25 protein-coding genes are annotated in these 24645 nt (G+C 67.3%); 16 read left to right on the top strand and 9 right to left on the bottom strand.

Annotation, left to right across the window (positions count from 1 at the left end):
- The first annotated feature begins 55 nt into the window (after window positions 1-55).
- Both BLW05_RS04430 and BLW05_RS04425 read left to right on the top strand, forming a co-directional pair.
- Window positions 56-2818: an autotransporter outer membrane beta-barrel domain-containing protein gene (locus tag BLW05_RS04430; protein WP_093160100.1), complete on the top strand. Its 2763-nt coding sequence runs from the start codon at window positions 56-58 to the stop codon at window positions 2816-2818.
- An 85-nt stretch (window positions 2819-2903) separates the two neighbouring features.
- On the top strand, window positions 2904-3308 hold the full coding sequence (locus tag BLW05_RS04425; protein WP_093160097.1) for a hypothetical protein: 405 nt from the start codon (window positions 2904-2906) through the stop codon (window positions 3306-3308).
- A gap of 163 nt (window positions 3309-3471) precedes the next feature.
- Here the strand turns inward: BLW05_RS04425 and BLW05_RS04420 are convergent, their stop codons facing one another.
- Window positions 3472-4569 carry a M14 family metallopeptidase gene (locus BLW05_RS04420; RefSeq protein ID WP_093160094.1) on the bottom strand — a complete coding sequence of 366 codons (1098 nt, stop codon included), beginning with the start codon at window positions 4567-4569 and terminating at the stop codon, window positions 3472-3474.
- Between the two features lie 32 nt (window positions 4570-4601).
- Window positions 4602-5885, bottom strand: a complete 1284-nt coding sequence (locus tag BLW05_RS04415) for an MFS transporter (protein WP_256330044.1) — start codon at window positions 5883-5885, stop codon at window positions 4602-4604.
- Between the two features lie 194 nt (window positions 5886-6079).
- On the opposite strand from BLW05_RS04415, the gene BLW05_RS04410 reads away from it, so the two are divergent.
- The 8 genes from BLW05_RS04410 (at window position 6080) to BLW05_RS04375 (ending at window position 13563) form a co-directional block, all read left to right on the top strand.
- Window positions 6080-6973 (top strand): LysR substrate-binding domain-containing protein, encoded by an 894-nt coding sequence (locus BLW05_RS04410; protein ID WP_093160092.1) that lies wholly within the window; start codon window positions 6080-6082, stop codon window positions 6971-6973.
- A 15-nt stretch (window positions 6974-6988) separates the two neighbouring features.
- Complete coding sequence (locus tag BLW05_RS04405; protein ID WP_093160089.1) at window positions 6989-7645, top strand: alpha/beta hydrolase; 657 nt, start codon at window positions 6989-6991, stop codon at window positions 7643-7645.
- Between the two features lie 148 nt (window positions 7646-7793).
- Window positions 7794-9374, top strand: a complete 1581-nt coding sequence (gene gshA, locus BLW05_RS04400; RefSeq protein ID WP_256330020.1) for a glutamate--cysteine ligase — start codon at window positions 7794-7796, stop codon at window positions 9372-9374.
- Window positions 9375-9515: 141 nt separating this feature from the next.
- Window positions 9516-9896 (top strand): response regulator, encoded by a 381-nt coding sequence (locus BLW05_RS04395; RefSeq protein ID WP_093160500.1) that lies wholly within the window; start codon window positions 9516-9518, stop codon window positions 9894-9896.
- A gap of 84 nt (window positions 9897-9980) precedes the next feature.
- Window positions 9981-10898 (top strand): SDR family oxidoreductase, encoded by a 918-nt coding sequence (locus BLW05_RS04390; RefSeq protein WP_093160084.1) that lies wholly within the window; start codon window positions 9981-9983, stop codon window positions 10896-10898.
- A 136-nt stretch (window positions 10899-11034) separates the two neighbouring features.
- Complete coding sequence (locus tag BLW05_RS04385) at window positions 11035-12603, top strand: sensor histidine kinase (RefSeq protein WP_143044768.1); 1569 nt, start codon at window positions 11035-11037, stop codon at window positions 12601-12603.
- Window positions 12604-12664: 61 nt separating this feature from the next.
- Window positions 12665-13039, top strand: coding sequence for a response regulator (locus BLW05_RS04380; protein WP_093160079.1), 375 nt, complete (start codon window positions 12665-12667; stop codon window positions 13037-13039).
- A complete protein-coding gene (locus BLW05_RS04375) occupies window positions 13036-13563 on the top strand; it encodes a desulfoferrodoxin family protein (RefSeq protein WP_093160076.1) in 528 nt (175 codons plus the stop codon). Before BLW05_RS04380 ends, BLW05_RS04375 begins: the two co-directional genes overlap by 4 nt.
- 26 nt (window positions 13564-13589) lie before the next feature.
- Here BLW05_RS04375 and BLW05_RS04370 read toward each other — a convergent pair whose 3' ends face one another.
- Genes BLW05_RS04370 through BLW05_RS04360 form a run of 3 tightly spaced genes read right to left on the bottom strand, consistent with a single transcriptional unit; the run spans window position 13590 to window position 15925 of the window.
- Window positions 13590-14306, bottom strand: a complete 717-nt coding sequence (locus BLW05_RS04370) for a carboxypeptidase regulatory-like domain-containing protein (protein ID WP_093160074.1) — start codon at window positions 14304-14306, stop codon at window positions 13590-13592.
- Window positions 14303-14677, bottom strand: a complete 375-nt coding sequence (locus tag BLW05_RS04365; protein WP_093160071.1) for an HPF/RaiA family ribosome-associated protein — start codon at window positions 14675-14677, stop codon at window positions 14303-14305. Before BLW05_RS04365 ends, BLW05_RS04370 begins: the two co-directional genes overlap by 4 nt.
- 60 nt (window positions 14678-14737) lie before the next feature.
- Entirely contained in the window at window positions 14738-15925 is a 1188-nt protein-coding gene (locus tag BLW05_RS04360; RefSeq protein WP_093160069.1) for an acyltransferase family protein, read from the bottom strand.
- Window positions 15926-16073: 148 nt separating this feature from the next.
- Here BLW05_RS04360 and BLW05_RS04355 point away from each other — a divergent pair, with 148 nt between their 5' ends.
- Both BLW05_RS04355 and ylqF read left to right on the top strand, forming a co-directional pair.
- The gene (locus BLW05_RS04355) at window positions 16074-16970 is read left to right on the top strand and encodes a LytTR family DNA-binding domain-containing protein (RefSeq protein WP_093160497.1); all 897 of its coding nucleotides are present in this window, start codon (window positions 16074-16076) and stop codon (window positions 16968-16970) included.
- 55 nt (window positions 16971-17025) lie between these two features.
- Window positions 17026-17982 (top strand): ribosome biogenesis GTPase YlqF, encoded by a 957-nt coding sequence (gene ylqF / locus BLW05_RS04350; protein ID WP_093160066.1) that lies wholly within the window; start codon window positions 17026-17028, stop codon window positions 17980-17982.
- 44 nt (window positions 17983-18026) lie between these two features.
- Here the strand turns inward: ylqF and BLW05_RS36270 are convergent, their stop codons facing one another.
- Both BLW05_RS36270 and BLW05_RS04340 read right to left on the bottom strand, forming a co-directional pair.
- Window positions 18027-18227, bottom strand: a complete 201-nt coding sequence (locus tag BLW05_RS36270) for a GNAT family N-acetyltransferase (protein WP_218135138.1) — start codon at window positions 18225-18227, stop codon at window positions 18027-18029.
- A 202-nt stretch (window positions 18228-18429) separates the two neighbouring features.
- Entirely contained in the window at window positions 18430-19116 is a 687-nt protein-coding gene (locus BLW05_RS04340; protein WP_093160064.1) for an ankyrin repeat domain-containing protein, read from the bottom strand.
- A gap of 230 nt (window positions 19117-19346) precedes the next feature.
- On the opposite strand from BLW05_RS04340, the gene BLW05_RS04335 reads away from it, so the two are divergent.
- The 4 genes from BLW05_RS04335 to BLW05_RS04320 all read left to right on the top strand — a co-directional run bounded on the left by BLW05_RS04335 (window position 19347) and on the right by BLW05_RS04320 (window position 23341).
- Entirely contained in the window at window positions 19347-21083 is a 1737-nt protein-coding gene (locus BLW05_RS04335; RefSeq protein ID WP_093160061.1) for a pyrroloquinoline quinone-dependent dehydrogenase, read from the top strand.
- A gap of 116 nt (window positions 21084-21199) precedes the next feature.
- Window positions 21200-21763 (top strand): c-type cytochrome, encoded by a 564-nt coding sequence (locus BLW05_RS04330; protein ID WP_256330018.1) that lies wholly within the window; start codon window positions 21200-21202, stop codon window positions 21761-21763.
- An 11-nt stretch (window positions 21764-21774) separates the two neighbouring features.
- Window positions 21775-22359 (top strand): cytochrome b, encoded by a 585-nt coding sequence (locus BLW05_RS04325; protein ID WP_093160056.1) that lies wholly within the window; start codon window positions 21775-21777, stop codon window positions 22357-22359.
- Window positions 22360-22387: 28 nt separating this feature from the next.
- Window positions 22388-23341: a beta-propeller fold lactonase family protein gene (locus tag BLW05_RS04320; RefSeq protein ID WP_093160053.1), complete on the top strand. Its 954-nt coding sequence runs from the start codon at window positions 22388-22390 to the stop codon at window positions 23339-23341.
- 31 nt (window positions 23342-23372) lie between these two features.
- On the opposite strand, the gene BLW05_RS04315 is transcribed toward BLW05_RS04320, so the two are convergent.
- Both BLW05_RS04315 and BLW05_RS04310 read right to left on the bottom strand, forming a co-directional pair.
- Window positions 23373-24296 carry an RNA polymerase sigma factor gene (locus tag BLW05_RS04315; RefSeq protein ID WP_093160051.1) on the bottom strand — a complete coding sequence of 308 codons (924 nt, stop codon included), beginning with the start codon at window positions 24294-24296 and terminating at the stop codon, window positions 23373-23375.
- A complete protein-coding gene (locus BLW05_RS04310; RefSeq protein ID WP_093160048.1) occupies window positions 24277-24582 on the bottom strand; it encodes a hypothetical protein in 306 nt (101 codons plus the stop codon). Before BLW05_RS04310 ends, BLW05_RS04315 begins: the two co-directional genes overlap by 20 nt.
- Between the last annotated feature and the right edge of the window lie 63 nt (window positions 24583-24645).

Here is a 24645-nt window from a genome sequence, read left to right as displayed (position 1 = left end):
ACAGTCGTAAGTATTCATTTTCATCTTTCCAGTCCGTTGAAGGGAACACAAGGTCGTGAATCGCGTTTTCAGGGTCGTTTGGAACTCGTCGCAACAAACCTGGGCAGTGGCCTCCGAACTGGCCGCGACCGCCGGCAAATCGACCTGCCGGGCCGTTTCCACCGGCGCGGCGCTGCTTGTCCTCTCCGGCGCGGCGTCGGCCGCGTGCACGTTGACCGGTACCGACTACGTCTGCACGAGCGCCGGCGGGGCCCAGACCACCACGGTCGGCTCGGGCTACGGCACCGCCCCGGGAACCACGGTCGATGTGCAGCAGAACGCAGTCATCAGCACGGACGGCGACACGGCGATCAGTCTCCTGAGCAACGGCAGCATCACCGTGCGCAGCGGCGCGACGGTCGAGAACAACGCGGTCGGCCTGACCAACGGCCTGTACGGCACCGGCGCCAACACGGTGGAGTTCCTGCACAACAACACGCTGACGATCGAGCAGGGCGCACGGGTGCTCTCCAAGGGCACGGCGGGCGACGCCGAGGCGGTCAACCCGATCGGCACCGGCAACACCATCATCAACAACGGCACCATCGACTCGCAGGCCGGGGGCGCCGCGATCTGGTTCCAGTCGACCAGCGGCAGCAACACCGTCGTGAACGGCGAGACCGGCGTGATCCGCTACAAGGACGGAACCAACGGCAACATCATCGGCGTTGCCGGGACGATGGCGATCAACTTCACGAACAAGGGGCAGATCCTCGGTTCGCTGAACTTCGCCGATGGCGACGACACGCTCAACCTGTATGAGCACGGCACGATTTCCGGCGCCATCAACGGCGGCGGCGGCAACAACCTGCTGACGCTCAATGGCACCGGCACCGGCACCTTCAACCACGCGATCTCGAACTTCCAGTCGCTGGTGAAGAACGACAGCGGCACCTGGAACCTCGGCGTCTCGCTGCAGGATTCGGGCTTTACCAGTGCGCGCGTCGCCGGCGGCACGCTGGTGCTCGCGACGGACGCGAGCAACTACACCGGCAGCATGACGGTCGACCCGGCCGGCACATTGCAGACGCCTGCCGAGTTCGCGCCGCTGGCCGTCACGGACAACGGCCTCGTGCGTTTCGCGCAGCCGACGGACGCGACCTACAACGGGCTTCTGAGCGGCACCGGCGGCCTGGAAAAGACCGGCGCCGGCACGCTGACCCTCGCGAAGGCGCAGGCGATCACCGGCACGACCACGGTCAGCGCCGGCACGTTGAAGGCCGGCGCGGCCGACACCTTCAGCGCGGGCTCCGCGCATGTGGTCGCGGCGGGCGCGACGCTCGACACCGCCGGTTTCAACCAGACCGTCGCGTCGCTCCAGAACGCGGGCACGGTGAGCCTGTTGAGCGCCGTTCCCGGCAGCACGCTGACGGTCAACGGCGCCTATGTCGGCCAGAACGGCGTGCTCAGCCTCGGCACGGTGCTGGGCGGCAGCGGCAGCCTGAGCGACCGGCTGGTGCTGAACGGCCCCGCGGCGAGCGCGAGCGGCACCACCGCGATCCGTATCACCAATCTCGGCGGGCTCGGCGCGCAGACCACGGGCAACGGCATCGAAGTGGTGAGCGCGCAGGGCGGCGCCACCACCACCGCGCAGACCACGAAGAGCGCCTTCACGCTGGCCAACGGCCACGTCGACGCGGGCGCCTTCGAGTACCGCCTGTATGCGGCCGATGCCCAGGGCGCGGGCGAGAACTGGTATCTGCGCACCGATGCGCCGGTCACGCCGCCGGTCACTCCGCCAGTCACGCCCGAAGTCAACCCCGACACGATCCCGAAGCCGCCGACGGTGACGACGCCCGTCCCGACGGTGCCCACCTATCGCGCGGAGGTGCCGCTCTTCGCCGCGCTGCCCGCGCAGCTGCGCCAGGCGGACCTCGCGATGCTCGGCAACCTGCATCGCCGCGTGGGCGACGAAGCCGCACCGTCCGCCGCGGTGGCGGGCTCGGGCGACGCGGGCCGCCAGGCCTGGGCGCGCGCGGTCTACGCCGACCTCGACATCCACCAGGATGGCGTGGCCGGTGCCGGCAGCAAGGGCCATGTCAGCGGCCTGCAGGCGGGAACCGACCTGTTCGCGGCGGGCCACTGGCGCGGCGGCATCTACGTGGGCTACCTCGACGGCGGCGCCGACGTGAGCGGCAATGCGCGCGGCACCATCGGTCGCGTGGGCAGCAACGAACTGCAGTCGCGCTACCTCGGCGGCTACGCGACCTGGATGGACGGCAGCGGCTGGTACGCCGACGCGGTGCTCCAGGGCGGCAGCCATCGCTACACGGTGCGCCCGGACCTGAACCCGAGCGTTTCCGGCAAGGCCGACAGCCTCACCGCCTCGATCGAAACCGGCAAGGCCTTCGCGCTGACCGAGCGCTGGACCATCGAGCCGCAGGCCCAACTCGCCTGGCAGCGCAGCAGCTTCGACAACGTGCTCATCAGCGGCGCGTCGGTGCGCCAGGATGCCGACAGCGGCTGGATCGGCCGCCTCGGCGTCCGCGTCAAGGGCGACTTCGCGACCAGCGCCGGCCGCCTGCAGCCCTACGGCCGCGTGAACCTGTACCGCGCAGGTTCCGGCACCGACGTGGCGACCTTCATCGCCCCCGCGGCGAGCACGCCGATCGCCAGCGCCACGGGCTACACGTCGGCCGAAGTGGCGGGCGGCGCCACGCTCGCACTGTCGTCGTCGACCACGCTGTACGGCGAAGTCGGGCATGTCTTCGATGTCGGCGGCGACGCGCGGGTGAGGTCGTCGGTGCAGGGCTCGGTCGGCGTGCGCATGAGCTGGTAGGCGGCCGGCTTTCGGTTCAAATAGGGGGTTGCCGGGGCCCGGAAGGGCGCGGCAATTGCCACCCGACGTCACATACCGAAAGCCCATGGAACTTGCCCGCCACCGTGTTCTTCCGTTCATCGCGCGCGCCATCGCGCCGCTGCTGCTGGCCTTGTCCGCTTCCGGCGCGCTTGCGCAGGACGCGCGCGAGTTCCCCGGTGCCGCGATGCGTTTCCTGAACGTCGAGCTGCCGCAGATGGAAAACGCGATCAAGGAGCGCGACCGCGACTACTTCGAGAACGCGATGTCGCGCATGCTCGATTTCTCGGACCAGTGGGGTTTCAAGGTGCGCGACAACCCGCAGCTCGCGCGCTACCCGATGTGCACCGAGGCGGTGTCGGATTTCCTCGTGGTCGGCATGTGCCGCATCATGACCACGGCCGACACCTGCGAGCCGGGAATGCAGCAGCGCTTCAACACGAATCTGCAGAAGTGCCGCGAGGCGCAGTAGGCTCTCCCCCAGCCTCGCCCACTTCGTGTGGCTCTGCACCCCGCAGCAGGTTCTCCCCCAGCCTCACCCACTTCGTGTGGCTCTGCACCCCCTCGCCGGGGGCGACCCCGGTAGCCCGGCGGAGCCGGTTCTACGGGGTCTTCCGCATGGGGTGACGGACGGGTCAGGCGGTTTTCAGGCCCTGCACCGTTTGCAGCAGAACGACGCGGGACTGGCCGAGGACCATGCCTTTCCACTCGTCGTTGTCGCAGTAGAAGGCATCGCGCAGTTCCTGGCGGATGGTGCGCTGCTGTTCTTCCGGTGCTTCGGGATGGCGGCGCAGCCAGGTGTCGGCGCGCAGGCGATTCATGACTTCCTGGTCGGGCAGGGTGCCGAATTCCAGGCCCATCACGGCAGCGCTGGCCTGCGGGCACTCGTCGTACACCGCCGAGACCACCGGGCCTGACACATCGGCCGACGCCGATTGCCCTTCGAACGGCGCGAACACGTCCGCGCCCCACCATGCGCGCGCTCGCGCGAGGTCGGCCGGGGCGTTGCGGCCCGCGTAGATCTTCTCCCCATGGCCGTAGGGGCCGAGGCCGGTGTGCACATCGATCCAGCCGATGTGCGTGGCCGCCGAGCCGTACTTGCGCAGGATGCCCCGCATCGTGCGATTGCTCCAGGAGGGCGCGGTGCCGCCGTAGAAAACGCCCAGCGGCGAGGTGTACTGGCCCGAGGTCACGGCGGTGCGGAAGGCCCACATGCCGTTCTTCTCGATGTAGGCCGCCATCTTCGTCATGTCCGCGGCAGTCGGCGGCCAGTTGGCTGGCAGCACGAAGGGCTCGACCTCGGCGTAGGCCGCATTCACCGGCAGCGGCGCATTGAAGTCGATGTGGTTGCGGTTGAGGTCGATGTTGTCCTCGTTGGTCCGGTGCAGGTGGGAGAAGCCATGCGGGTTGACCGCGTGGATCAGCAAGAGCCCGATGCCGGCCTGCTCGGCGCGCGAGAGCAGGTCGGCGTCGTTCAGCGTCGCGACCTGGCAACCGGAGCCGCAGAAGCCTTCGGGGCCGTGCGTGCCGGAGCTGACGATCAGCAGCCTGGCCGCGCCGGGCTTGCCGAGATAGGCCACGTCGGTGGCCAGGGCTTCGCCCAGCGCACCGCGATGCGCTTCGAGCTCGAAGCTTTCGATGGCTGCGCCCCGCTGGGCCGCCGCATCGAGGAATTTCCGCCGCGCCTCGGCGTAGGTGCCCGAGAAGTGGCGGGTGGCTGCGGTGTTGTACATCGTGAGGTCCTTGGAAAGTGCGTTTGGTCAGATCAATGGGCGTCGGCCGCGTCGATGTCCTTGCCGGTGAAGTCCCGCATCCAGAGCAGGCCGAGCAGCGACACCATCGACACAGTGAGCAGATACCAGGCCGGTGCGAGCTTGTTGCCGGTGGCGTTCAGCAGCCAGGTGCTGATGAAGGGCGAGAAGCCGCCGAACAGCGCCACGCCCACGCTGTAGACCAGCGACATGCCGGTCGCTCGCACATGCTTGGGGAACATCTCGGGCAGCATCGTGATGCCCGGCACCGTCTGCATCACCAGCGTGATGCTCAGCAGCCCGACCACCGTGTACAGCGCGGTGGGCGTCGGCGACGCGTTGAGCCACAGGAATCCCGGATAGATGAGGAGCGCCAGCAGCACGCGGCTCGCGACGATCAGCCGCTTGCGTCCGATGCGGTCGGACCACACGCCCACCAGCGGCGCGAGTGCGAACGACAGCAGTCCGGTGAGCGCCGCGCCGAACAGCGCGACCGGCGGCGGCAGGCCGAGTTCGCGGATCGCGTAGGTCGGCATGTAGAAGGTGACCACGTAGGCTGCGGCGGTGCCGCCGATGATGCTCAGGATGGCGGCCAGAACCGTCTTGCCGTGCTCGCGGCAGACGGCCGACAGGCTGCCGTGGGGGCGCGGCGCGTCGGTGGTCGCCGGCGCTTCGTGCACGTCGAGGGATTCCTCCAGATGCCGGCGGATGTACATGCCGACCGGTGCGATCAGCATGCCGAGCAAGAAGGGTACGCGCCATCCCCAGCTTTCCATCGCCTGCGCGGGCAGCGCGGTCAGCAGCACGCCGACCACCACGGCGCCCAGCAGGATGCCCAGGCCCTGGCTGGCGAACTGCCAGCTCGCCATGTAGCCGCGGTTCTTCGGCGTGGCGTGTTCCACCAGCAGCGTGGTGGACGCGCCGACCTCGCCGCCGGCCGAGAAGCCCTGGATCAGCCGCGCCAGCACGATCAGGATGGGCGCCGCAACGCCGATCTGTGCGTAGGTGGGCGCGAAGGCGATCATGGCGCAGCCCAGCGCCATGAGGAAGATGGTGAGCGTCATCGCCTTCTTGCGGCCGGCGCGATCGGCGTAGCTGCCGATCACGATGCCGCCGAGCGGCCGCACGATGAACCCGACGCCGAAGCTCGCCACCGTCAGCAGCAGTTGCCCGTAGGAACTGAAGGTCGGAAAGAAGAGCTTGCCGATCACCAGGGCCAGGAAGCCGTAGACGGTGAAATCGAAGAACTCGAGCGCGTTGCCGATGGTCGTGGCAACGATGGTCCGGCGCCGGGACATGCGGGCACGTTCGCGCGGCAGGGCTTCGCCATCTGCCTTCGGCGCGGCTGGGTGGCTCATGGGAATGCGGCCTGAGAGCTGGGTCATGGGAGTGGGATTGCTGTTGGTAATCGGGTTGTCGCGCCGGGATGCTAGGGAAACGTCTTGATCATGAAAAGACAATAATTGAGATCAAACGATAACTTCTGGTTTTCATGAAGATCAATCAGCTCCAGGCCTTCGTCGCGGTCGCCGAGCAACTGAGCATCCGTGGCGCTGCGCGTGTGCTGGGCGTCTCGCAGCCGGCGGTCACGAAAATCGTGCGCGAGCTGGAGCGTGCGCTTGGCGCGCCACTGGTCGAGCGAAGCGTCAAGGGCGTGCAGCTCACCGCCTACGGGCACGCTTTCGCGCCCCGCGCGCGCCTGCTGCTGGCGGACATGCGGCGGGCGCGCGAGGAGATCGCGCAGATCCGCGATGGCGCGACCGGCAGGATCGCGGTGGCGGTCAGCACCTCGGCCGCGCTCACGGTGCTTCCGGCGGCGTTCAAGGAGTTTCATGCGCGCATGCCCGCTGTCGACGTTCATTTCTCGGAGGCGGTGCTGCCATGGATGCTGATGCGCATGCGCGACGGCAGCCTGGATTTCGCGGTCGCGCATGTGGCGCGGCAGACGCTCGATGCGGAATTCGAAGGCATCGAACTGTTTCCGGTGCATCTGGCGGTCGGTCTGCGGGTGGGCCATCCGCTGCGTCACTGCCGCTCGCTGATGCAGCTGCACGGGGCGGAGTGGATCCTGCCGGGCGACGGCGAACTGGCGCGTGAATCGGTCATCCCGATCTTTTCTCCGATCGGGCTTGCGCCGCCGGCGCGCATCGTCTTCGGCAATTCGGTCACCGTGGCGTTGGGGCTGGTCGGTGAAATGGACCTGGTCGGACTGTTCGTCGAGCCGCTGGTCGACGTCGCCTTCAAGCGCTACGGCGTGCGCCGCATCGAGGTCGAGGAAGCGCTGCCGACGCTCAGCATGTGCGTCATCAAGCGCCGGGGCCATAAGCTCACGCCGGCCGCGCAGCAGTTCGTGGAGTGTGTACAGCGTGCCGGCGCGCCGTTCTAGGGTAACGTCGGGGCCATGTCACTCCCACCGATCGAAATCGAAACCGGCCCAAATCCGAAGGCCGCCATCATCCTCATGCACGGCCTCGGCGCCGACGGCAACGACTTCGTGCCGATCGCCAACGAACTCGACCTTTCGCCGGTGGGCCCGGTGCGCTTCGTGTTCCCCAACGCGCCGGTGATGCCGGTCACCATCAACGGCGGCTACCGCATGCCGGCGTGGTACGACATCCTCGGTCCGGGCAACCCGGAAGACGAGGCGGGGCTGCGGCGCTCGCAGGCCGCCATCGAGGCGCTGATCGCCAATGAAAAGGCGCGCGGCATTCCGGCCAATCGCATCGTGATCGCCGGCTTTTCACAGGGCTGCGCGATGACATTCATGACCGCGCTGCGCCATCCGGAGCGGCTCGCGGGCATCGTGGGCCTCTCGGGTTATCTGCCGGTGGCGCATACGGTGGCCGCCGAGCGCCATCCCGCCAACCAGGCGACGCCGATCTTCCAGGCCCACGGCACGCGCGACGGCGTGATCACGATCGCCCGCGCCGCCCAGAGCCGCGATGCGCTGGCGGCCCTGGGCTACCAGGTCGAATGGCATGACTACCCCATGGAACATTCCGTCTGCATGGAGGAAATCGCCGAACTCAACCGCTACCTGCTGAAGGTGCTCGCCTAGGGTGAACACGCCCTAGCATTGGGCCATCCATTCATGTGGGTTGCCGGCGGAATGAGCCGCCGGCACCGGGGACAACGGTCCTCGGCCAGCAACAGTCTTTTTGGCGTGCTACCTTCCAGCCCCACGAAAAAAGATGGGTTATATCCATATGAATAATTTGAAGGAGCGCATTGAAGCGCTCTCGGCTGCGCGGCTGAGGGGCGTGCGGCGGGGGGTCGAGAAGGAAAGCCTGCGTGCCCAGCCGGACGGCAAGCTCGCGCTGACGCCGCATCCCGGCGCCTTGGGGTCGGCGTTGACCCATCCGCACATCACCACCGATTTCAGCGAGTCGCAGGTCGAGCTGATCACCGGCGCGCACAAGGACGTCGAAGCCGTGCTCCAGGAGCTGGTGCAGATCCACCAGTTCACCTATCACGTGCTGGACGAAGCCGGCGACGAGCGCCTCTGGGTGTCGAGCATGCCCTGTGGCCTGCCCACCGACGAAACCATCCCGATCGGGCGCTACGGCTCGTCCAACGTGGGCCGTGCCAAGAGCGTCTACCGCATGGGCCTGAGCCATCGCTACGGCCGGCGCATGCAGACCATCTCGGGCATCCACTACAACTGGTCGCTGCCGGAAGTGTCGAGCGAACAGTACTTCGCGCTGATCCGCAACTTCCGGCGCCACGCGTTCCTGCTGCTGTACCTGTTCGGCGCTTCGCCGGCCTTGTGTTCGAGCTTCGTCGACGGCCGGCCGCACGAGCTGCTGCCGCTCGGCGAAGGCAGCATGCACATGCCCCACGGCACGTCGCTGCGCATGGGCCGCCTGGGCTACCAGAGCGAGGCGCAGGCATCGCTCGCGGTGAGCTACAACAGCCTCGACGGCTATGCCGCGTCGCTGCAGGACGCCCTGACTCGCCCCTGGCCTGCCTACGAGGCCATCGGCATCCGCAACCTCGGCGGCGACTACAACCAGCTCGCCACCACGCTGCTGCAGATCGAGAACGAGTTCTACGGCACGATCCGCCCCAAGCGCGTGATCTACCCGGGCGAGCGTCCGCTGCACGCTCTCCGCGAGCGTGGCGTGGAGTACGTCGAAGTGCGTCTCATGGACCTCGATCCGTTCGAGCCGGTCGGCATCAATGCGCAGACGATGCGCTTCCTCGATGTGTTCCTGCTCCACTGCCTGCTGATCGACAGCCCGCCGGATACGCGCGAGGAGATCGCCGATCTCGCGCACAACCAGCACCTCGCCGCCGCGCGCGGCCGCGAGCCCGGTCTGCAACTGCGCCGCGCCGGCCAGCCGGTACTGCTCACCGAATGGGGCGCCGAGCTGCTTCAGGAGTTCGTGCCGGTCGCCGACGCGCTCGATGCGGCACACGGTGGTTCCAAGCACGCCGAGGCGGTCCAGGCGGCCGCCGCCGCGCTGAAGGACCCGTCGAGCCTGCCGTCCGCCCGCGTGCTGGCGGCGATGAAGGCGTCGCACAACGATTCGTTCGTGAGCTTCGTGCGCGCCCAGTCGGCGCAGACGCGCGAAACCCTGCTGGCTCTGCCGTTCTCCGCCGAACAGCGTGCCGGATTCGAGCGCCTCACGCGCGAATCGCTGGACGAGCAGAAGCGCATCGAGGCCAGCGACACCATGCCGTTCGAGATCTACCGCGAACAGTACGTGTCGCCTGCCCGACTCGGCTTCAAGAACCATTGGCCGGAACTCGCGGCCGGGCCCGTGAGCCAGAGCGCGGCGCTCTGAGCGGCGCTGCCGTCATGTGTGGGTAGGTTCCTGCCTACCCGAATTGGCCGCCAAGGCCCACCCGGGCGAGGTGAGCGGGAGCGAAGATGGGGATCAAGGCGGTCAAACCGCCACCCTCCAGAACGATTGCCCATGCACGCCATGCCCTTCAAGACCTATCTGGTCGAAGACAACCCCGTCATCCGCGAGAACCTGACAGGGTTTCTCGAGGACATCGCCGACGCGGTGGTGGTCGCCCACGCGAGCGGCGAGGACGAGGCGGTCAGGTGGCTCAAGAAGCACCGGGACGCCTGGGACGTGGCGATCGTCGATCTGTTCCTGGACCAGGGCAACGGGCTCGGCGTGATCGACGCCTGCCGGCAGCGGCGCGCAGACCAGAAAGTGGTGGTCTTGAGCAACTACGCCACGCCCGACATGCGCGCCCGCTCCAAGGCGCTGGGTGCCGACGCGTTCTTCGACAAGTCGGCCGAGATCGAACTGCTGCTGGACTACTGCGAGCGGCTGAGTCACGCACACGACTGAGCCGGGGATGTCACCGGGCCGGGGCATCCGCTTTCTGGGGTAAAACGCACGGCGTCAACGATTTCCTCCGAAAGCATTTCCAGCATGAGCAATCTCGATTTCAAGGGCCGCGTCGCCATCGTCACCGGCGCGGGCAATGGTCTGGGCCGCCAGCACGCGCTGGCCCTCGCGGCGCGCGGTGCCAAGGTTCTGGTCAACGACCTCGGCGGTGCGCGCGATGGTTCCGGCGGCTCCACGAGTGCAGCGCAGGCCGTGGTCGACGAGATCAAGGCCGCGGGCGGCGAGGCGATCGCCAATGGCGCCTCGGTGACCGACTTCGAGGCGGTGCAGGCGATGGTGCGCCAGGCGCTCGACGCCTGGGGTCGCATCGACATCCTGGTGAACAACGCCGGCATCCTGCGCGACAAGAGCTTCGCCAAGATGGATCTCGCCGATTTCCGACTGGTAATGGACGTCCACCTCATGGGCGCGGTGCATTGCACGAAGGCCGTCTGGCCGATCATGAACGAGCAGAAGTACGGCCGCATCGTGATGACGACGTCGTCCTCGGGCCTGTACGGCAACTTCGGCCAGAGCAACTACGGCGCCGCCAAGCTCGCGCTGGTGGGCCTGATGCAGACCCTGAGCCTCGAAGGTGCGAAGAACGACATCCGCGTGAACTGCCTGGCGCCGACCGCGGCCACGCGCATGACCGAGGACCTGATGCCGCAGGAAGTGCTCGATGCGCTCAAGCCCGAAGCGGTGGTGCCGGCGATGCTGGTGCTCGCGGCGCAGGACGCGCCCACCCGCCAGATCCTTTGCGCAGGCGCCGGCGTCTTCGAGGCTGCGCACATCACGCTCACCCAGGGTGCGTGGATCGGCTTCGGCGCCGATGCGCCCGAGCAGCTCGCCGAGCGTCTCGCCGAAGTGACGGACCGCAACGGCGAGATCGTCCCGCAAAGCGGCGCTGCGCAGGGCAGCAACGAAGTCGGCAAGGCGATGGCGAACGCGCGCGGGGGCTGACACCGCGCCCTCGGTGGCACGGCCGGCGCAATCTTGACGCTGGCCGGGATGTCGCCGACTATCCGCTGCGCAGGGAGGGGCCTTCGACCGATTGAGGGAGCCCGGCATCCAACTCGAGCAGCTTGTCACGCGGGTATTGAAGCGCTCACCCTTCTCCGGGCTGGTGCAAAGGGTGGCGGGTGTTCGCGCCTCGGTGCACACCAAGCTGCTGTTCGCTTTCCTGATCATCACGCTGCTGTTCATCGCGATGGCGGTGGCCAGCCTGATGATGCTGGTCAACACCACCGAACAGAGCCGTCTGCTCGACGAGGCGCACGAGCGGGTCAACTGGTCGCAGCAGAGCCAGCATGCGCTGGACCGGCAGATGCACTTCACCGCGCTCGCGATGCTCTCGAAGGACGAGGCCGCGATCGAACGCATCCTGCGGGAAAACAACCGCTTCAATGAATCGCTGGCCAAGCTCGACACGGCGACCGGTTCGGGGCAGAAGGGCCTGATCGACCGCATCCGCGCCTCGCAGGACGACGCCATGGGCGTGGTCGCCGACATCGCGAATGCGATCCGCGACGGCAACCTGGAGCGCATCACGTCCGATCTTCTCCAGCGGCAGGAGCGGCTCGACGAGCAGATTGCGCTCTACATGGGCCAGCTCGTGGAAGCGGAGCAGGACCGCATGGCCCGTCTGCGCGAGAGCGTGAGCGCGGCGAACCGCCGCTCGCTGATCCTGACCTCGGCCTTCGCGGTGACCGCGGTCCTGCTCGCATGGTTGTGCGGGTTCGTGATTTCGTGGTCCTTCATCCTGCCGGTGCGCGCCGCGCACGTGTTCCTGGACGATGTCGCGGCCGGCAACTTCGGGCGCAAAATCTCGGTGCCCAACCGTGACGAGTTCGGCGCGCTCGCCGACCGGATGAATCACGTGAGCCAGCAACTGCAACGCTTCGACCAGTCGCAGCGGCAGGCTGCCGCGGAGCTCGTCGATCTCAACGAGCAGTTGTCCAGCGCGAGCAAGGCCAAGTCGGAGTTCCTCGCGAACATGAGCCACGAACTGCGCACCCCGATGAACGCGATCCTCGGGTTCAGCGAGATGATGATGGACGGCATCTACGGCGACGTGCCCTTCGAGCTGAAGGAGCCGCTGGCGGACATCCAGGTGAACGGACGCAACCTGCTGCGCCTCATCAACGATGTGCTCGATCTCTCGAAGATCGAAGCCGGGCGCATGGAGCTCGCACTCGAGGAATACGTTGTCAGCGACGTGGTCCATACGGTGCGAACCGCATTGCGATCGATCGCCGCCGAGAAGGGGCTGGTGTTCGACGCGCACGTGCCGGACGACCTGCCCACGGCCTACGGCGACAGCGGCCGGCTCACCCAGTGCCTCACCAATCTCGCGGGCAATGCGCTGAAGTTCACGCGCAAGGGCCGGGTGGACATCGCGGTGGCGCTCGTGGGCGACGAGCTCATCTACAGCGTTTCCGACACAGGCATCGGCATCGCGGAGGAAGAGCTCGACAACATCTTCACCGAGTTCCGGCAGGTGGACACCACCATCACGCGCGAGTTCGGCGGAACCGGGCTCGGCCTGAGCATTTCGAAGAAGTTCGTGGAACGCCTCGGCGGCCGCATCTGGGTCGAGAGCGAACTGGGGAAGGGCTCGACCTTCCGGTTTTCCGTGCCCCTGCACGCGGGCGGAGTATCGCAATGAGCCCCCGCCCGGCCGTTCCGAAGGGGGCTCGCACCGCAGTGCAAAGCACGGAGGTCGCCAAATGAGCGAACGCAAGATCCTCTACGTCGAGGACAACGCCTACAACCGCAAGATCGTCCGGCAACTGCTCAGCCGGTCGGCCTGCAAGCTGTACGAGGCAGCCGATGGCGAGACCGGTGTGGCGCTCGCGCGCACCGAGCTGCCGGACCTGATCCTGATGGACGTGCAGCTGCCGAAGATGTCGGGTCTCGATGCGACGAAGCTGCTGACCACCGAGGCCGACACGCGTCACATCCCGGTGATCGTCATCACCTCGTATGCGCTGAGCGGCGATCGCGACAAGGCCATGCAGGCGGGGGCTTCGAGCTATATCGCCAAGCCCTACAGCCCGAGCGAACTGTTGAAGATGGTCAAGCAGTTCCTTCCGGACCTATGAACACCCCCAGCCTCGCCCACTTCGTGTGGCTCTGCACCCCCTTCCAGGGGGCAATCCCAGCGGCCCGGCCAAGCCGGTTCCGCGGGATTTCCAGCCTTCGTCCGTCCCTGGTGGCGGCGGTGGCCGTTGCCATGGGCCTCGGCATGGTGGTCGCCGCCCACGCCGAGGAAGACCAAGCCCAGCAGTTCACGCCCGAGTTCCGCGAACTGCACAAGGGCTTCGACGGCAAGCACACGCCGAAGATCACCGCGCCGGACAGCGTGAAGCGCGGCGCGTGGTTCACGGTGACCGTCAGCGTCGGGGCGGAATCGATGCATCCGTCGCTGCAGGAGCACTTCGTGCGCTACATCGCGCTGTACAAGGACTCGGTGGAGATCGCGCGCACCTACCTGCATCCCGTGTATTCGGCGCCGACGGTGACCTTCACCGTGGCGCTGGACGAGGGCGGCTTGCTCCGCGCGATCGTCGAGCCGACGCATTCAGCCGCCTGGGAGGCGTCGAAGAAGATCACCGTCGTTCCTTGAGCCTGTTCGCGCGATGTCGCAGCGCTTCAGCGCGTCTTCATCTCGACGCTGACCTGCGCCGGCTGTCGTTCGCCCACAGTGACGCTCGCCGGCACGGTGCCGAGCCGCTCGTGCCAGACCTGCAGTCTGTACTGTCCCGGCGGCAGATCGTCGAAGGAGAAGCCGCCGTCCGGCCCGGTGACCGCATAGAAGCGGTGCGCCGCGACCACCACCCACGCGGTCATCCACGAATGCAGGTCGCAGTTGATGCGGACGATCTCCGGCTGCGCGAAGGTGATCGGGATCGTGCGGCCCATCGGCTGGGTGCGGTTGAACGACACGTTGGTCTTCGGCGTCGCGTGGATGTTGTGGAGCAGCCGGTCGCTGTTGAGGAAATCGACCGTGCCGCCCGCCGGCACCACGACGACGCGCGGCACGAAGCTGCAGCCCTTCTGGTCCACCTCCACCTTCTGCATGGCCGCGGGCGCGGCTTCGGCCGGCGCGTTCTCGATCCACACGACCGCGTTCCGGATCTCGCGCGCGGACGAAATCTGCAGGTCGTCCGCGGGCTTCTCGTTGCCGCAGAGGTATTGGTCGATGGTCACCGGGACCTTCGCGGCGGCGGGCGCGGTGCCTGCGAACATCACCTTGCCCCTGATGCTGCCCGCGGACGCGCCGCCTGCCAGGCCGCAGCCCAGCAGCAGGCATGTCAGCGCCGCCGACGCGCGGAATGCACCGCGCGGCGCGTGCCTGGCGAGGCTCAAGGGGCATTCCCCTCGTCGCCCATCTCTTCGGCACTCGTTCGGATCGAATCGCGGTCGCGATGGTTGTAGAGCCGGCCGAGCGCGCTGTCGAGCGATCGCCTGAGCTTGTCCGACGCGCCGCGGAAGGCCTCGTCGAGGCTCGCAGCGTGCTGGGTCACGGCCAGGGGCTCATGGTGGACAAGCCGGGCTTCCATGACGCAGCGCTTGTCCATGGCGCCGCCCTTGGTGTGGTTCTCGTCGCTGAGATGGACTTCTACGCGCGTCACCGTATCGATGAAGCGGCTGAGGTCCTGCCGTAGCTGGCCGTCGGCCCATCGTTCCAGTTTTTCCTTGTTTTCGACGCCGTTGCTCGTGTTGACCTGGATCTGCATGGTGTGCGCCTTTCGCTGCCGGTGGGCAGGCCTCTAGCATGCGTGTTGCGGCGCCGGGGTTCAAATGCCCACAATGGCGGTGCTTCCATTCCGCGATGCCCGCGGCGGCGTTCGGCGCGGCAGCCCGAAGAGCGGGCGCAGCCAGCGCAGGCGCCGGATCAACGCATCGGTCAGCACCCAGCACCCGCCAGCCGTCAGGCCGACGATGGCGGCGGGTTCGAGCACCGGCCCCAGCCGAAGCGGCGCCAGTGCGACGGCCGCCGCAATGATCAGCGTCTGGTGCAGCATGTGCCACGGATAGACCGACTCATTGGCCCAGCGCAGCCAGGGCCAGGGCCGATTGAGGTGGCGGTGCGCGAATCCGAGGATCGCCATGATGGCCGTCCAGAGGTACGCGGCGCGCAGGGCATGGGCGATCCAGGCGGCTGCAGTCGCACCGAAGGCGAAGAAGCGGAGCGAGAGATAGATGGCGATGCACGCCGCCGCGAGCGCCAGCGCCGGACGGCGCAGCCGCTCCAGTTCGCGCCAGATGTCTTCGTGGACGCCCATCCAGTACCCGTAGAGGAACACGGTGAAGTACAGCGCGTGCAGGTACCAGTCATGGACCATGTCGTGCGTCGCCGGGAAGCACGGGGACAGCCAGAGCGTGAACAGCAGCAGCGGCACCGTCGGCACCGCGATCAGTCGCCAGCCGCGAAGGCGCAGGAACGCCGAGCGCAGCCGACGGCCGGCCGCAGAGCGCAGCACCGGCAGCAGCAAGGCCAGGATCGCCGTGTAGACGAAGAGGTAGGCCAGGTACCAGAGATGGTTCCAGGTCATCGGAAAGTCCGACCCGTCGAAGGCGCCCTTCGGCCACGGCCCGCCCGACAGGTAGCGCAGCATGAAGGCTGCGAAGCCCGGCGCCACCAATCCGTTCGCAACGCCTTGGGCGTAGGCCTGGTAGGGCACGACAACGGCCATCCCGAAGACGAGCGGCAGCAAAAGCCGGACGGTGCGATGGCCGATCAGCGACATCGGTCCGCGGCCGCGGCTCAGGAAGCCGAAGGCGACGCCCGAGATCAGGAACACCAGGTCCATCCGCCAGACATTGACGACCACCATCGGCCACCGCAGCCATTCCGCCGCGTGCGGGCTCTTGATGTGCCAGGGCCAGCCGGCCACGTAGTACATGCCCACGTGGTAGAGGATGAGCAATGCGAAGGCCAGCGCCCGCAGTGCGTCGATGTCGTGTCGCCGTTCGGTGGTCATGGGATCGCTCCTTGGTTGGACCGGATGGTGCGAGCGCGCACCGGACAGGGGCGGATCGAGGGGACGACCCGCGGCCGCTTTGTGACGAGCGGCGGCCCGGAGGGACGAAATGGGCCGCCACGCAGCCGGATTCGTGAGAATCCGGGCGATGACTGAATCCGGGCAGAACCTCTTCGAGCGCTACCAGCCCTACCGGCGATGGGCCGAAGGTGGCTTCTGGGTGGTGGTCATGGCCGTACAGGCGGCGATCAGCACCGTGATCGCGGTGATCGACGTGCGCCAGTCCGGCCGCGACATCGCCACCTGGCAGCCGGTGGCCTGGGAGCTGACCAGCCACCTCGCGCTGCTGGCCCTGGTGCCGGCAGTGGTCGCCTTCGAGCGGCGCTTTCCGCTCAGGCGGGGTGCCTGGCGGCGCAACCTTGGCTGGCATGTGCTGGGCAGCGTCGCGTTCAGCCTGCTCCACGTGGCGCTGATGGTCGGCCTGCGGCAGCTTGTCTATCTCTGGGCCGGCAGCCGCTACGACTTCGGCGACTGGCTTTCGAAGTGGCCCTACGAGTACCTGAAGGACGCGCGGACCTATGTGCTGATCCTCATTGCGCTGTGGAGTTACCGGGTCTTCGTGCTGCGGCTGCAGGGCGAGGCGCGGGTGCTCGATGCGCCCGAAGGCGCGCCGGAGCCCGGGCCGGCCGCCGGGCCGTCGCCCGACGCGCCCGGCTCGCCGTCCCAGCGGCCCGACCGCTTCCTCGTGCGCAAGCTGCGCCGCGAATTCCTCATCGCGGCCGCCGATATCGACTGGCTGCAGGCGCAGGGCAACTACGTCGGCCTGCGCGTCAACGGCCACGACTACCTGTTGCGCGCCACGCTGACCGACTTCCTCACCCAACTCGACCCGGCGCGCTTCGTGCGCGTGCACCGGAGCTACGCGGCCAACCTCGACCGCATCGCGGAGATCGAGCCGCTGGACGGCGGCGAGGCCCGGCTGCACATGCGCGACGGCACCCGCATCCCGTGCAGCCGGCGCTACCGGTCTGCGCTCAGGGCCTGACCGGGCGCGCGACAATCCGCGGTCCGTTCACCGACAAGAGAGAAAGACATTCGCGATGGCCATCCAGTGGTTCCCCGGTCACATGCACCTGACCAAGAAAGCCATCGTCGAGCGCATCAAGGACATCGACGTCGTCATCGAGCTGCTCGATGCGCGGTTGCCCGGCTCCAGCGCGAACCCGATGCTGGCCGACCTCACCGGACACAAGCCGGGCCTGAAGCTGCTCAACAAGCAGGACCTCGCCGATCCGGCGCAAACGGAAGCCTGGCTCGCGCACTACAACGCCCAGCCCGCCACGCGCGCCATCGGCCTCGACGCGAGCCAGACCGCGCCGGCGCGCCAGCTCATCGATGCTTGCCACGCGCTCGCGCCGAATCGCGGCGGCATGGCCAAGCCGATGCGCGTTCTGATCTGCGGGATCCCCAACGTCGGCAAGTCGACGCTCATCAATACGCTGACCGGCACGCGCAAGGCCAAGACCGGCGACGAGGCCGGCATCACCAAGCTCGAACAGCGCATCGTGCTGGCCGACGACTTCTACCTGTGGGACACGCCCGGCATGCTGTGGCCGCGCATCATCGTCGCCAAGAGCGGCTACAACCTCGCCGCCAGCGGCGCGGTCGGACGCAATGCCTTCGACGAGGAGCTGGTGGCGCTGGAGCTGCTTTCGTACCTGAAGCAGCACTACGCGGCGCTGGTCGAGGCGCGCTTCAAGATCGAACCGATCGCGGGGCTCACCGACGACGAGGTGCTCGACGCGATCGGCCGCAAGCGCGGCGCGCTGCTGGGCAAGGGCAAGGTCAACACGCAGAAGGCCGCCGAGATCGTGATGCTTGAGTTCCGAAGCGGCAACATGGGTCGCATCACGCTCGAGACGCCCGAGGAGTTCGCGCAATGGCTTGCGGAAGGGCAGCGGCTGGATGCGGAGCGGCAGGCGAAGAAGGATGCCCGCGCTGCGCGCAAGAAGGGCTCGAAGCCGGATGGGGAGAAGGCCCCTTCCGAGGCGCCGTAGCCGGCCAGGGCGACGCAGTTGCGGCTCGGCGCCGAAGGGGTCAATCAGCCTGCACGATCGCCCCGGAGCATCGCGTACATCACGCTGTCGATCCGCCGGCCATCCTTGAAAACGCTGCGCCGGAGCACGCCTTCGCGTGTGAAGCCCACCTTCTCGAGCACCCGCATCGAGGCCGGATTCCACTCGAATACCGATGCTTCGCGAGATGAATGCTGGGGCTTGCGTCCCGTGCTGTCGCGATCCATCGTGCCGCATCGGCCTCGGTATAGGGATGCGGGAACAGGTCCGTCAGATTGCGCCAGATCTTTCGGTTGTCGGCGTGGTGCGTCAGGGAGACGACGTCCTCGTCCTGCCAAGGGCGGATGCAGTAGTCGGGGGTTGAGGGAGTCGAAATTTTTTCCGCCATAGGGGCTGGCTGTCGGGAGCGAAAGCGTCGAGGCCGTGATGCTAGTGCAGCCCGGCCGCCTGCACCGCCTCGCTCTGCCCGGCACCGCGCGCAATGTCGAAGGCAGTCAGGCCGCGATCGTCGCGCATGTCGGCCTTCGCGCCGCGCGTGAGCAGCAGGCGCACCGTGTCCGCGTGCCCTTGCCCGGCGGCCCACATCAGGAGTGTGAGGTTGTGCTCGTAGGTTGCATTCACGTCGACGCCCGCGCCGAGCAGCGCATCGAGCGCGGCCGTGTTGCCCTGGGCGGCTGCGTACACCGGCGCTGACTTGTTCATGCGGTCCACCGGATCGGTGCGCGCGCCGGCGGCGAGCAGGCGCTTCACGAGTTCGGCTTCGCCGCTGTAGCTGGCGGCCATCAATGGCGTGACTTGGGCGGTCGATGCGAGATTGACGTCGGCCTTGGCATCGATCAGCACCATGCCGAGCGCGGTGTTGCCTTTCTCGCAGGCGATGAAGAGGGGTGTCTTGCCCACGGGGTTGCGGGCGTTGACCGAAGCGCCGTTGGCGAGCAGTTCCTTGACGCGCTCGACCTTGCCTTGGCGGGCCGCGACGAGGAGTTGGGCATGGGGACTGGGGTCGGACTCGGCCTGCGCGGCGGCATCGCCGGGCGATGCGCAGAGCGCGATCGCGAAGGCCCAGGGCATCAGCGAATGCAGTCCGTGGCGGAGCAGTGAGGCGGATCGATTCATGGCCGATTCTCCAGTCGTCGAATGCTGCGGTGCACCGAAAGAATCCACTATTCAGTGGACCTGAATGTGGCTACGCTTGCAAGCGAGGCGAGGCAGGACCGCCATCTTCAGAGCGGTTTCAGCCTGTCGCGGGCGCGCAACCACCGTCGCCCCGCATGCGCCTTGCGACGCCGGTTCCCGGGTCGCCGCGGTGGCAAGAGAGGCTTACAACAAGCCTGAGGAGACCCGCGATGAAGAAGACCAGGTTCCCGCATCACCTCCTGCGCCGTACGCTCGTTGCCGGGCCTGTGCTCGGCCTCGTTTCCCTCGGTGCCTTCGGTCAGGGTGAAGTGCCGAATCAGGGCACGACCGGCTCGCCGGTGCCCAAGACGATCTCGGTGCCGCAGCAGAAGCTCGACGCCGCCGACAAGGATGCGAACAACTTCCTGCACTCGAACATGAGCTATGCGCAGACCCGGTTCTATCCGGCGAAGCAGATCAATACGGCCAATGTCTCGAAGCTGCGCCCCGTCTTCACCTTCCAGACCGAAGTGGTCGAGTCGATGGAAACCGCGCCGATCGTGGTCGACGGCGTGATGTTCCTCTCCACCTCGTACAACCATGTCTATGCGGTCGACGCGGTTACGGGCAAGGAGTTCTGGCACTACAAGCACAAGATGGGGCCGGTCACGACCTTCTGCTGCGGCCCGAACAACCGCGGTGTCGCGGTCATGGGCGACAAGCTCTACATGGGCACGCTCGATTCCAGGCTGATCGCCCTCGATGCGAAGACGGGCAAGCTGCTCTGGTCCTCGCAGATCGCGGATCCCGAGCAAGGCTACTCGGAGACCATGGCGCCCGTGGCGGTGGACGGCAAGGTACTCATCGGCACCAACGGCGGCGAGTACGGCGTGCGCGGTTTCGTGAAAGCCTTCGACGCAAACGACGGCAAGCTGCTGTGGACATTCAACACCATCCCCGAGAAGGGACACGAGGGCGTGTGGGCGCAGAACGACGCGACACAGCGCAACATGCTCCGGGACATCGCGGCCGAGAAGGCTCAGTTCGAGAAGGCGGGCGGCGATTTCTACAAGACGCTGGGCGGCGGCGTGTGGATGGCGCCCGCGATCGACAAGGAAACCAACTCGGTGATCTTCGTGGTGGGCAACCCGAGTCCTGACCTCTATGGCGCCGAGCGGCCCGGGGACAACCTCTATACCGACTCGATCGTGGCGATCGATCTCAACTCCGGTGCCTACAAGTGGCACTACCAGTACGTGCCGCACGACGTGTGGGATCTCGACGCGGCATCGCCCGTGATCCTGACGGAGGCGAAGGGCAAGGACGGCAAGGTGCGCAAGGTCGCGATCCATGGCGGCAAGACCGGGCACGTCTATGTGCACGACCGCGCCACCGGCGAGCTGATTCGCTACAGCGAAGCGATGGTGCCGCAGGAGAACATGTGGGTGCTGCCGACCAAGGACGGCGCGCGCATGCTGCCCGGTGCCAACGGCGGCGTCGAGTGGAGCCCGATGGCGATCAACCCGAACCTGCGCATCGCCTACGCGGCCAACCTGCATCAGCCGATGACCTATCACGTCGAGGAAGCCAAATACCCCGGCGGGAGCAAGCTGTGGCTCGGCGGCGCGTTCAAGGTGATCCCTTCCGAGAAGCAATGGGGGCGGCTCGCCGCGGTGAACCTCGACACCGGCAAGCTGGCGTGGAAGTTCGACACGGCAGAGCCCCTCATCGGCGGCGTGCTCGCGACGGGCGGCAACCTGGTCTTCAACGGCGAAGGAAACGGCCTCTTCCGCGCCTTCGACGCGAAGACCGGCAAGAAGCTCTGGGAGTATCAGTGCGGCGCAGGCGTGAATGCACCGGCGGTGTCGTACACCGTGAATGGCAAGCAGTACATCGCCGTGGCAGCGGGTGGCAACACGCAGCTCGATTTCAAGCGCGGCAACTCCGTGGTCGTATTCGCGTTGTGATGAGAGCACCCCCAGCCTTGTCCACTTCGTGTGACTCGGACACCCCCTCGAGGGGGCGCACCCGGCGGGCCGGCGAAGCCGGTTCCGCGGGTGCCATCGGTTGTGGAAGGGCGCTGGTGTTCGGGGGGTGGATGGTCTTCGCGAGCGGTCTGGCCTGGGCGCAGCAATCGGCGGCGCAGCAACCGGCGGTGCCCGCGAAGGCGGCGGCATGCGCGGCATGCCATGGGGCCGATGGGCAGCCGATCATGCCGGTCTACCCGATCATTGCGGGGCAGTCCTCGCGCTACATCTATCTGCAGTTGCGCGACTTCCAGGAAGGGCGACGGACCAACGAGGTCATGTCGCACACCGCCATGACCCGGGACGACATGCATGAGCTCGCCAGCTACTTCTCGACGCAGAAGCCGCCCCGCCAGAAGTTCCTTCCCAATCCCGACAAGGTGAAGCTCGGCAAGCTCAAGGCCGAAGAGACGCTCTGCACCATGTGCCACCTCGGCGGCTTCGCCGGGCAGAACGAGATTCCGCGCGTGGCGGGGCAGAACTACGACTACATCATCAAGCAGCTCAGCGATTTCAAGGCCAGGAGGCGCACCAACGATGCCGGCAACATGACCAGCGTGGCGAACACGCTGAGCGCGCAGGACATCGAGAACCTCGGGCACTTCCTGACGGGTCTCTGAGATGCTGAGGAATGTCAATTCAAACGCACGGTATATCATCAATATCGATCAAGAGTCCGCAGGTGCCGGCCTCCGTGCGCTACACGCGCACCGCCGTTTGGCTGCATTGGCTGCTGGGTGTGGCGCTGCTTGGTCAGATTGCCTTCGGCTTCCTTCTGGACGAGATCGCGCCGCGCGCCACGCCGGCGCGATCCGGCGTGGTCAACCTGCACAAGTCGTTCGGGATCGTGCTGGGCCTGCTGATCGCCGCGCGCCTGTGCTGGCGGCTTTTGCATGCGCCGCCTCCCTGGCCTGCCACGATGGGGGAGGCCGAGCGCCGGGCCGCGCGAGCGGTGCACGCGGCGCTCTACGTCTGCATGGCGGTGATGCCGCTGTCGGGCTACATCGCGTCGAACTTCAGCCGATTCGGCATCACCTTCTTTGGCATCGCATGGCCGCCGTGGGGGCCGCCGCTGCCTTCGGTGTATGCGTTCTTCAACGGCGTGCATGTGACGACGGCCCTGGTGTTCAGCGCGCTCATCGCGGGACACGTGCTCGCGGCGCTCAAGCATGCGGTGCTGGACCGCGATGGCGTCTTCGCGCGTATGCTGAACTAGCGTCCGCTTATTCAAGGGAGGAGGTCGCATGACGTTCAGGTTTCTCTCATGGCACCCGTGGCTCGCCTGGGTTTTCGCCGCACCGCTTCTGGCTGCGGCCGCTCCGTTCGCCTATGTGCCCAACGAGGGATCGGGCACGCTGAGCGTGATCGACACGGCCACCGACAAGGTGGTCGCCGACATCGCCGCGGGCAAGAAGCCGCGCGGCACGGCCATCAGCGCGGACGGGCGCACCGCCTACGTGAGCGACCAGCCGAACAACCGGCTGGTGCTGATCGACCTTGCCGGCCGGCGCATGACCGGCAGCATCGATCTGGGCGAATCACCAGAGGGGGTCGGCATCTCGCCGGACGGCCGCTGGGTCGCGGCGGCGGTGGAGGAGTCGAACGACGTGGCCTTCGTCGACACGCGCGACAACCGCAAGGCTTTCGTCGTCAAGGTGCGTGGCAAGAACCCCGAGCACGCCGTCTTCTCGCCGGACGGCAAGATCTTGTTCGTCAGTGCGGAAGACGGGGGCGCGGTCGACATCATCGACGTGCAGAAACGCCAGCAGGTCGCGCAGGTGCCCGTGGGTGCACGGCCCCGCGGCATCGGCTTCTCGCCAGACGGGCGGCGCGCCTACGTCGCTGCGGAGAATTCGAACGAGGTCTTCGTCATCGACGCCATCACGTTCGGCGTGCTGAAGAGGATCAGCGCCGGCCTGCGAAGCAACGGCATTGCGGTGCACCCGAACGGCAAGCGCGTCTTCGTGTCGAACGGCGGCGACGCCAGTGTGTCGGTGATCGACACAGCCACCGACACGGTCGTCGCGACCATCCCGGTGGGGCAGCGGCCCTGGAACATGGCGCTCACGCCGGACGGCGGCAAGCTCTATGTGGCGTGCGGTCGCTCGGGCAGCGTGTCGGTCATCGATACGGGCACGAACACCAAGGTCGCGGACGTGCCTGTCGGCAAGCTGCCCTGGGGCGTGGCAGTCCGCTGACCGGCGCCGACCGCGACTGCGCGCACGCAGTTCAGCGCGCCAGGACCAACGCCGCCTCCCGCGCGATGTAAGGCACGTAGCGATAGTCGCGGATGGCGATCAGCAGGCCATCGCGCCATTGGAGCTCGACGAAGTAGCCGGGCCGCGCCGCCGCGGGTTCGCGCATCACCGCCAGCACCTCGTGGCCGTCGAGGTGGGCCGGCACCAGATGCCAGTCGCTCACGCGCCCGTAGTTGCCGAAATAGAGGCTGACCTCGCGCCGCCCCGCAGCCTTGCGCCGTGAGACCAGATCGAGACGCACGTCGTCCGCCAGCATCGCGCGCACGCCGTCCCAGTCGCGCGCGTTGAAGAGCGTCGCGTAGCGCGCCAATTCCGGCGAGACCGGCTTCTGTGGAGGTCGTGTTTCGGTTGCGGATGGAGGCAGCGCGCGCAGGAGCTGCCGGCCGCGGTGCAGCGCGGCCTTGACCGCCTGCACGCTCAGCTGGAGTTCGTCGGCGATCTCCTCCAGCGAGTGGTCGAGCACGTCCTTGAGGATCACGCAGCCGCGCTGCGCGGGCGCGAGCTGAAGGAAGCAGGAGAGGGCAGCATGCACTGCCTGGCTGCGTGCGAGTGCCTGGTCGGGTGCGTGGTCTTCGCGATCGGCCACATCCAGCGCGAGGTCGATCGGCTCCGAAACCCGATGCGCTTCATGCCGAATGTGGTCGATGGCGCGGTTGTGCGCGATGCGGAAGAGCCAGGGCCGCAGCGGCGGCAGCTCCTTGAGCTCGGGCAGCTGGTAGTAGGCGCGCGCGAGCGTGTCCTGCACCACGTCCTCGCCGTCGGCGACCGAGCCGGTCATCCGGGTGCAGTAGCGATGCAGCTCCGGCCGGATGTCGCCGACCAGCGCCAGGAACCGCCGGCGGCCCTCTTCGAGCGCCGCGATGATCGAATCCGGTTCATCGGTCGAAGAAGCCATAGGAGCCGATCTCCTTCAATTCGGTCGTGACCGGCGGATCTTCGCAGCGATCGCGCACGCCTGCCGTGAAGGCCTTGAACGAGGCGAGCGAGGTCAGGGTATCGGTCGCAGTGTTCTCCTCGTAGGACACGAGATGGACGAAGCTCACCCCATCGTCGAGCCGGAAGGTGGCGTAGCGCAGGCCGGCGGGCCTGACGCGGCGAAGCTCCTCGTACACGGCGGCGGCGAGACGCTCGTTCTCAGCCACGCAGTCGGCCTTGAGGCGGTATCGGATCATGCGCTTCATGGGGATTCCTTTCTCCGCGGCGCCGGATGGTTGCATGTGACATCTCCATGACGATCCAGCCGC

Origin of the sequence: Variovorax sp. YR216, assembly GCF_900107745.1 — a bacterium.
Lineage (GTDB): Bacteria > Pseudomonadota > Gammaproteobacteria > Burkholderiales > Burkholderiaceae_C > Variovorax.
Note: the sequence above shows the minus strand (reverse complement) of the source record. Positions and strands in the feature narration are given on the sequence as shown.

What these genes read in the sequence shown, in the direction of transcription:
- BLW05_RS36270 (WP_218135138.1), bottom strand. Translation starts at nt 18,227, where the DNA reads ATGGATCGCGACAGCACGGGACGCAAGCCCCAGCATTCATCTCGCGAA.
- ylqF (WP_093160066.1), top strand. Translation starts at nt 17,026, where the DNA reads ATGGCCATCCAGTGGTTCCCCGGTCACATGCACCTGACCAAGAAAGCC.
- BLW05_RS04320 (WP_093160053.1), top strand. Translation starts at nt 22,388, where the DNA reads ATGACGTTCAGGTTTCTCTCATGGCACCCGTGGCTCGCCTGGGTTTTC.
- BLW05_RS04420 (WP_093160094.1), bottom strand. Translation starts at nt 4,569, where the DNA reads ATGTACAACACCGCAGCCACCCGCCACTTCTCGGGCACCTACGCCGAG.
- BLW05_RS04360 (WP_093160069.1), bottom strand. Translation starts at nt 15,925, where the DNA reads ATGACCACCGAACGGCGACACGACATCGACGCACTGCGGGCGCTGGCC.
- BLW05_RS04380 (WP_093160079.1), top strand. Translation starts at nt 12,665, where the DNA reads ATGAGCGAACGCAAGATCCTCTACGTCGAGGACAACGCCTACAACCGC.
- BLW05_RS04390 (WP_093160084.1), top strand. Translation starts at nt 9,981, where the DNA reads ATGAGCAATCTCGATTTCAAGGGCCGCGTCGCCATCGTCACCGGCGCG.
- BLW05_RS04425 (WP_093160097.1), top strand. Translation starts at nt 2,904, where the DNA reads ATGGAACTTGCCCGCCACCGTGTTCTTCCGTTCATCGCGCGCGCCATC.
- gshA (WP_256330020.1), top strand. Translation starts at nt 7,794, where the DNA reads ATGAATAATTTGAAGGAGCGCATTGAAGCGCTCTCGGCTGCGCGGCTG.
- BLW05_RS04410 (WP_093160092.1), top strand. Translation starts at nt 6,080, where the DNA reads ATGAAGATCAATCAGCTCCAGGCCTTCGTCGCGGTCGCCGAGCAACTG.
- BLW05_RS04415 (WP_256330044.1), bottom strand. Translation starts at nt 5,885, where the DNA reads ATGTCCCGGCGCCGGACCATCGTTGCCACGACCATCGGCAACGCGCTC.
- BLW05_RS04315 (WP_093160051.1), bottom strand. Translation starts at nt 24,296, where the DNA reads ATGGCTTCTTCGACCGATGAACCGGATTCGATCATCGCGGCGCTCGAA.
- BLW05_RS04335 (WP_093160061.1), top strand. Translation starts at nt 19,347, where the DNA reads ATGAAGAAGACCAGGTTCCCGCATCACCTCCTGCGCCGTACGCTCGTT.
- BLW05_RS04375 (WP_093160076.1), top strand. Translation starts at nt 13,036, where the DNA reads ATGAACACCCCCAGCCTCGCCCACTTCGTGTGGCTCTGCACCCCCTTC.
- BLW05_RS04395 (WP_093160500.1), top strand. Translation starts at nt 9,516, where the DNA reads ATGCCCTTCAAGACCTATCTGGTCGAAGACAACCCCGTCATCCGCGAG.
- BLW05_RS04325 (WP_093160056.1), top strand. Translation starts at nt 21,775, where the DNA reads ATGTCAATTCAAACGCACGGTATATCATCAATATCGATCAAGAGTCCG.
- BLW05_RS04355 (WP_093160497.1), top strand. Translation starts at nt 16,074, where the DNA reads ATGACTGAATCCGGGCAGAACCTCTTCGAGCGCTACCAGCCCTACCGG.
- BLW05_RS04365 (WP_093160071.1), bottom strand. Translation starts at nt 14,677, where the DNA reads ATGCAGATCCAGGTCAACACGAGCAACGGCGTCGAAAACAAGGAAAAA.
- BLW05_RS04340 (WP_093160064.1), bottom strand. Translation starts at nt 19,116, where the DNA reads ATGAATCGATCCGCCTCACTGCTCCGCCACGGACTGCATTCGCTGATG.
- BLW05_RS04310 (WP_093160048.1), bottom strand. Translation starts at nt 24,582, where the DNA reads ATGAAGCGCATGATCCGATACCGCCTCAAGGCCGACTGCGTGGCTGAG.
- BLW05_RS04405 (WP_093160089.1), top strand. Translation starts at nt 6,989, where the DNA reads ATGTCACTCCCACCGATCGAAATCGAAACCGGCCCAAATCCGAAGGCC.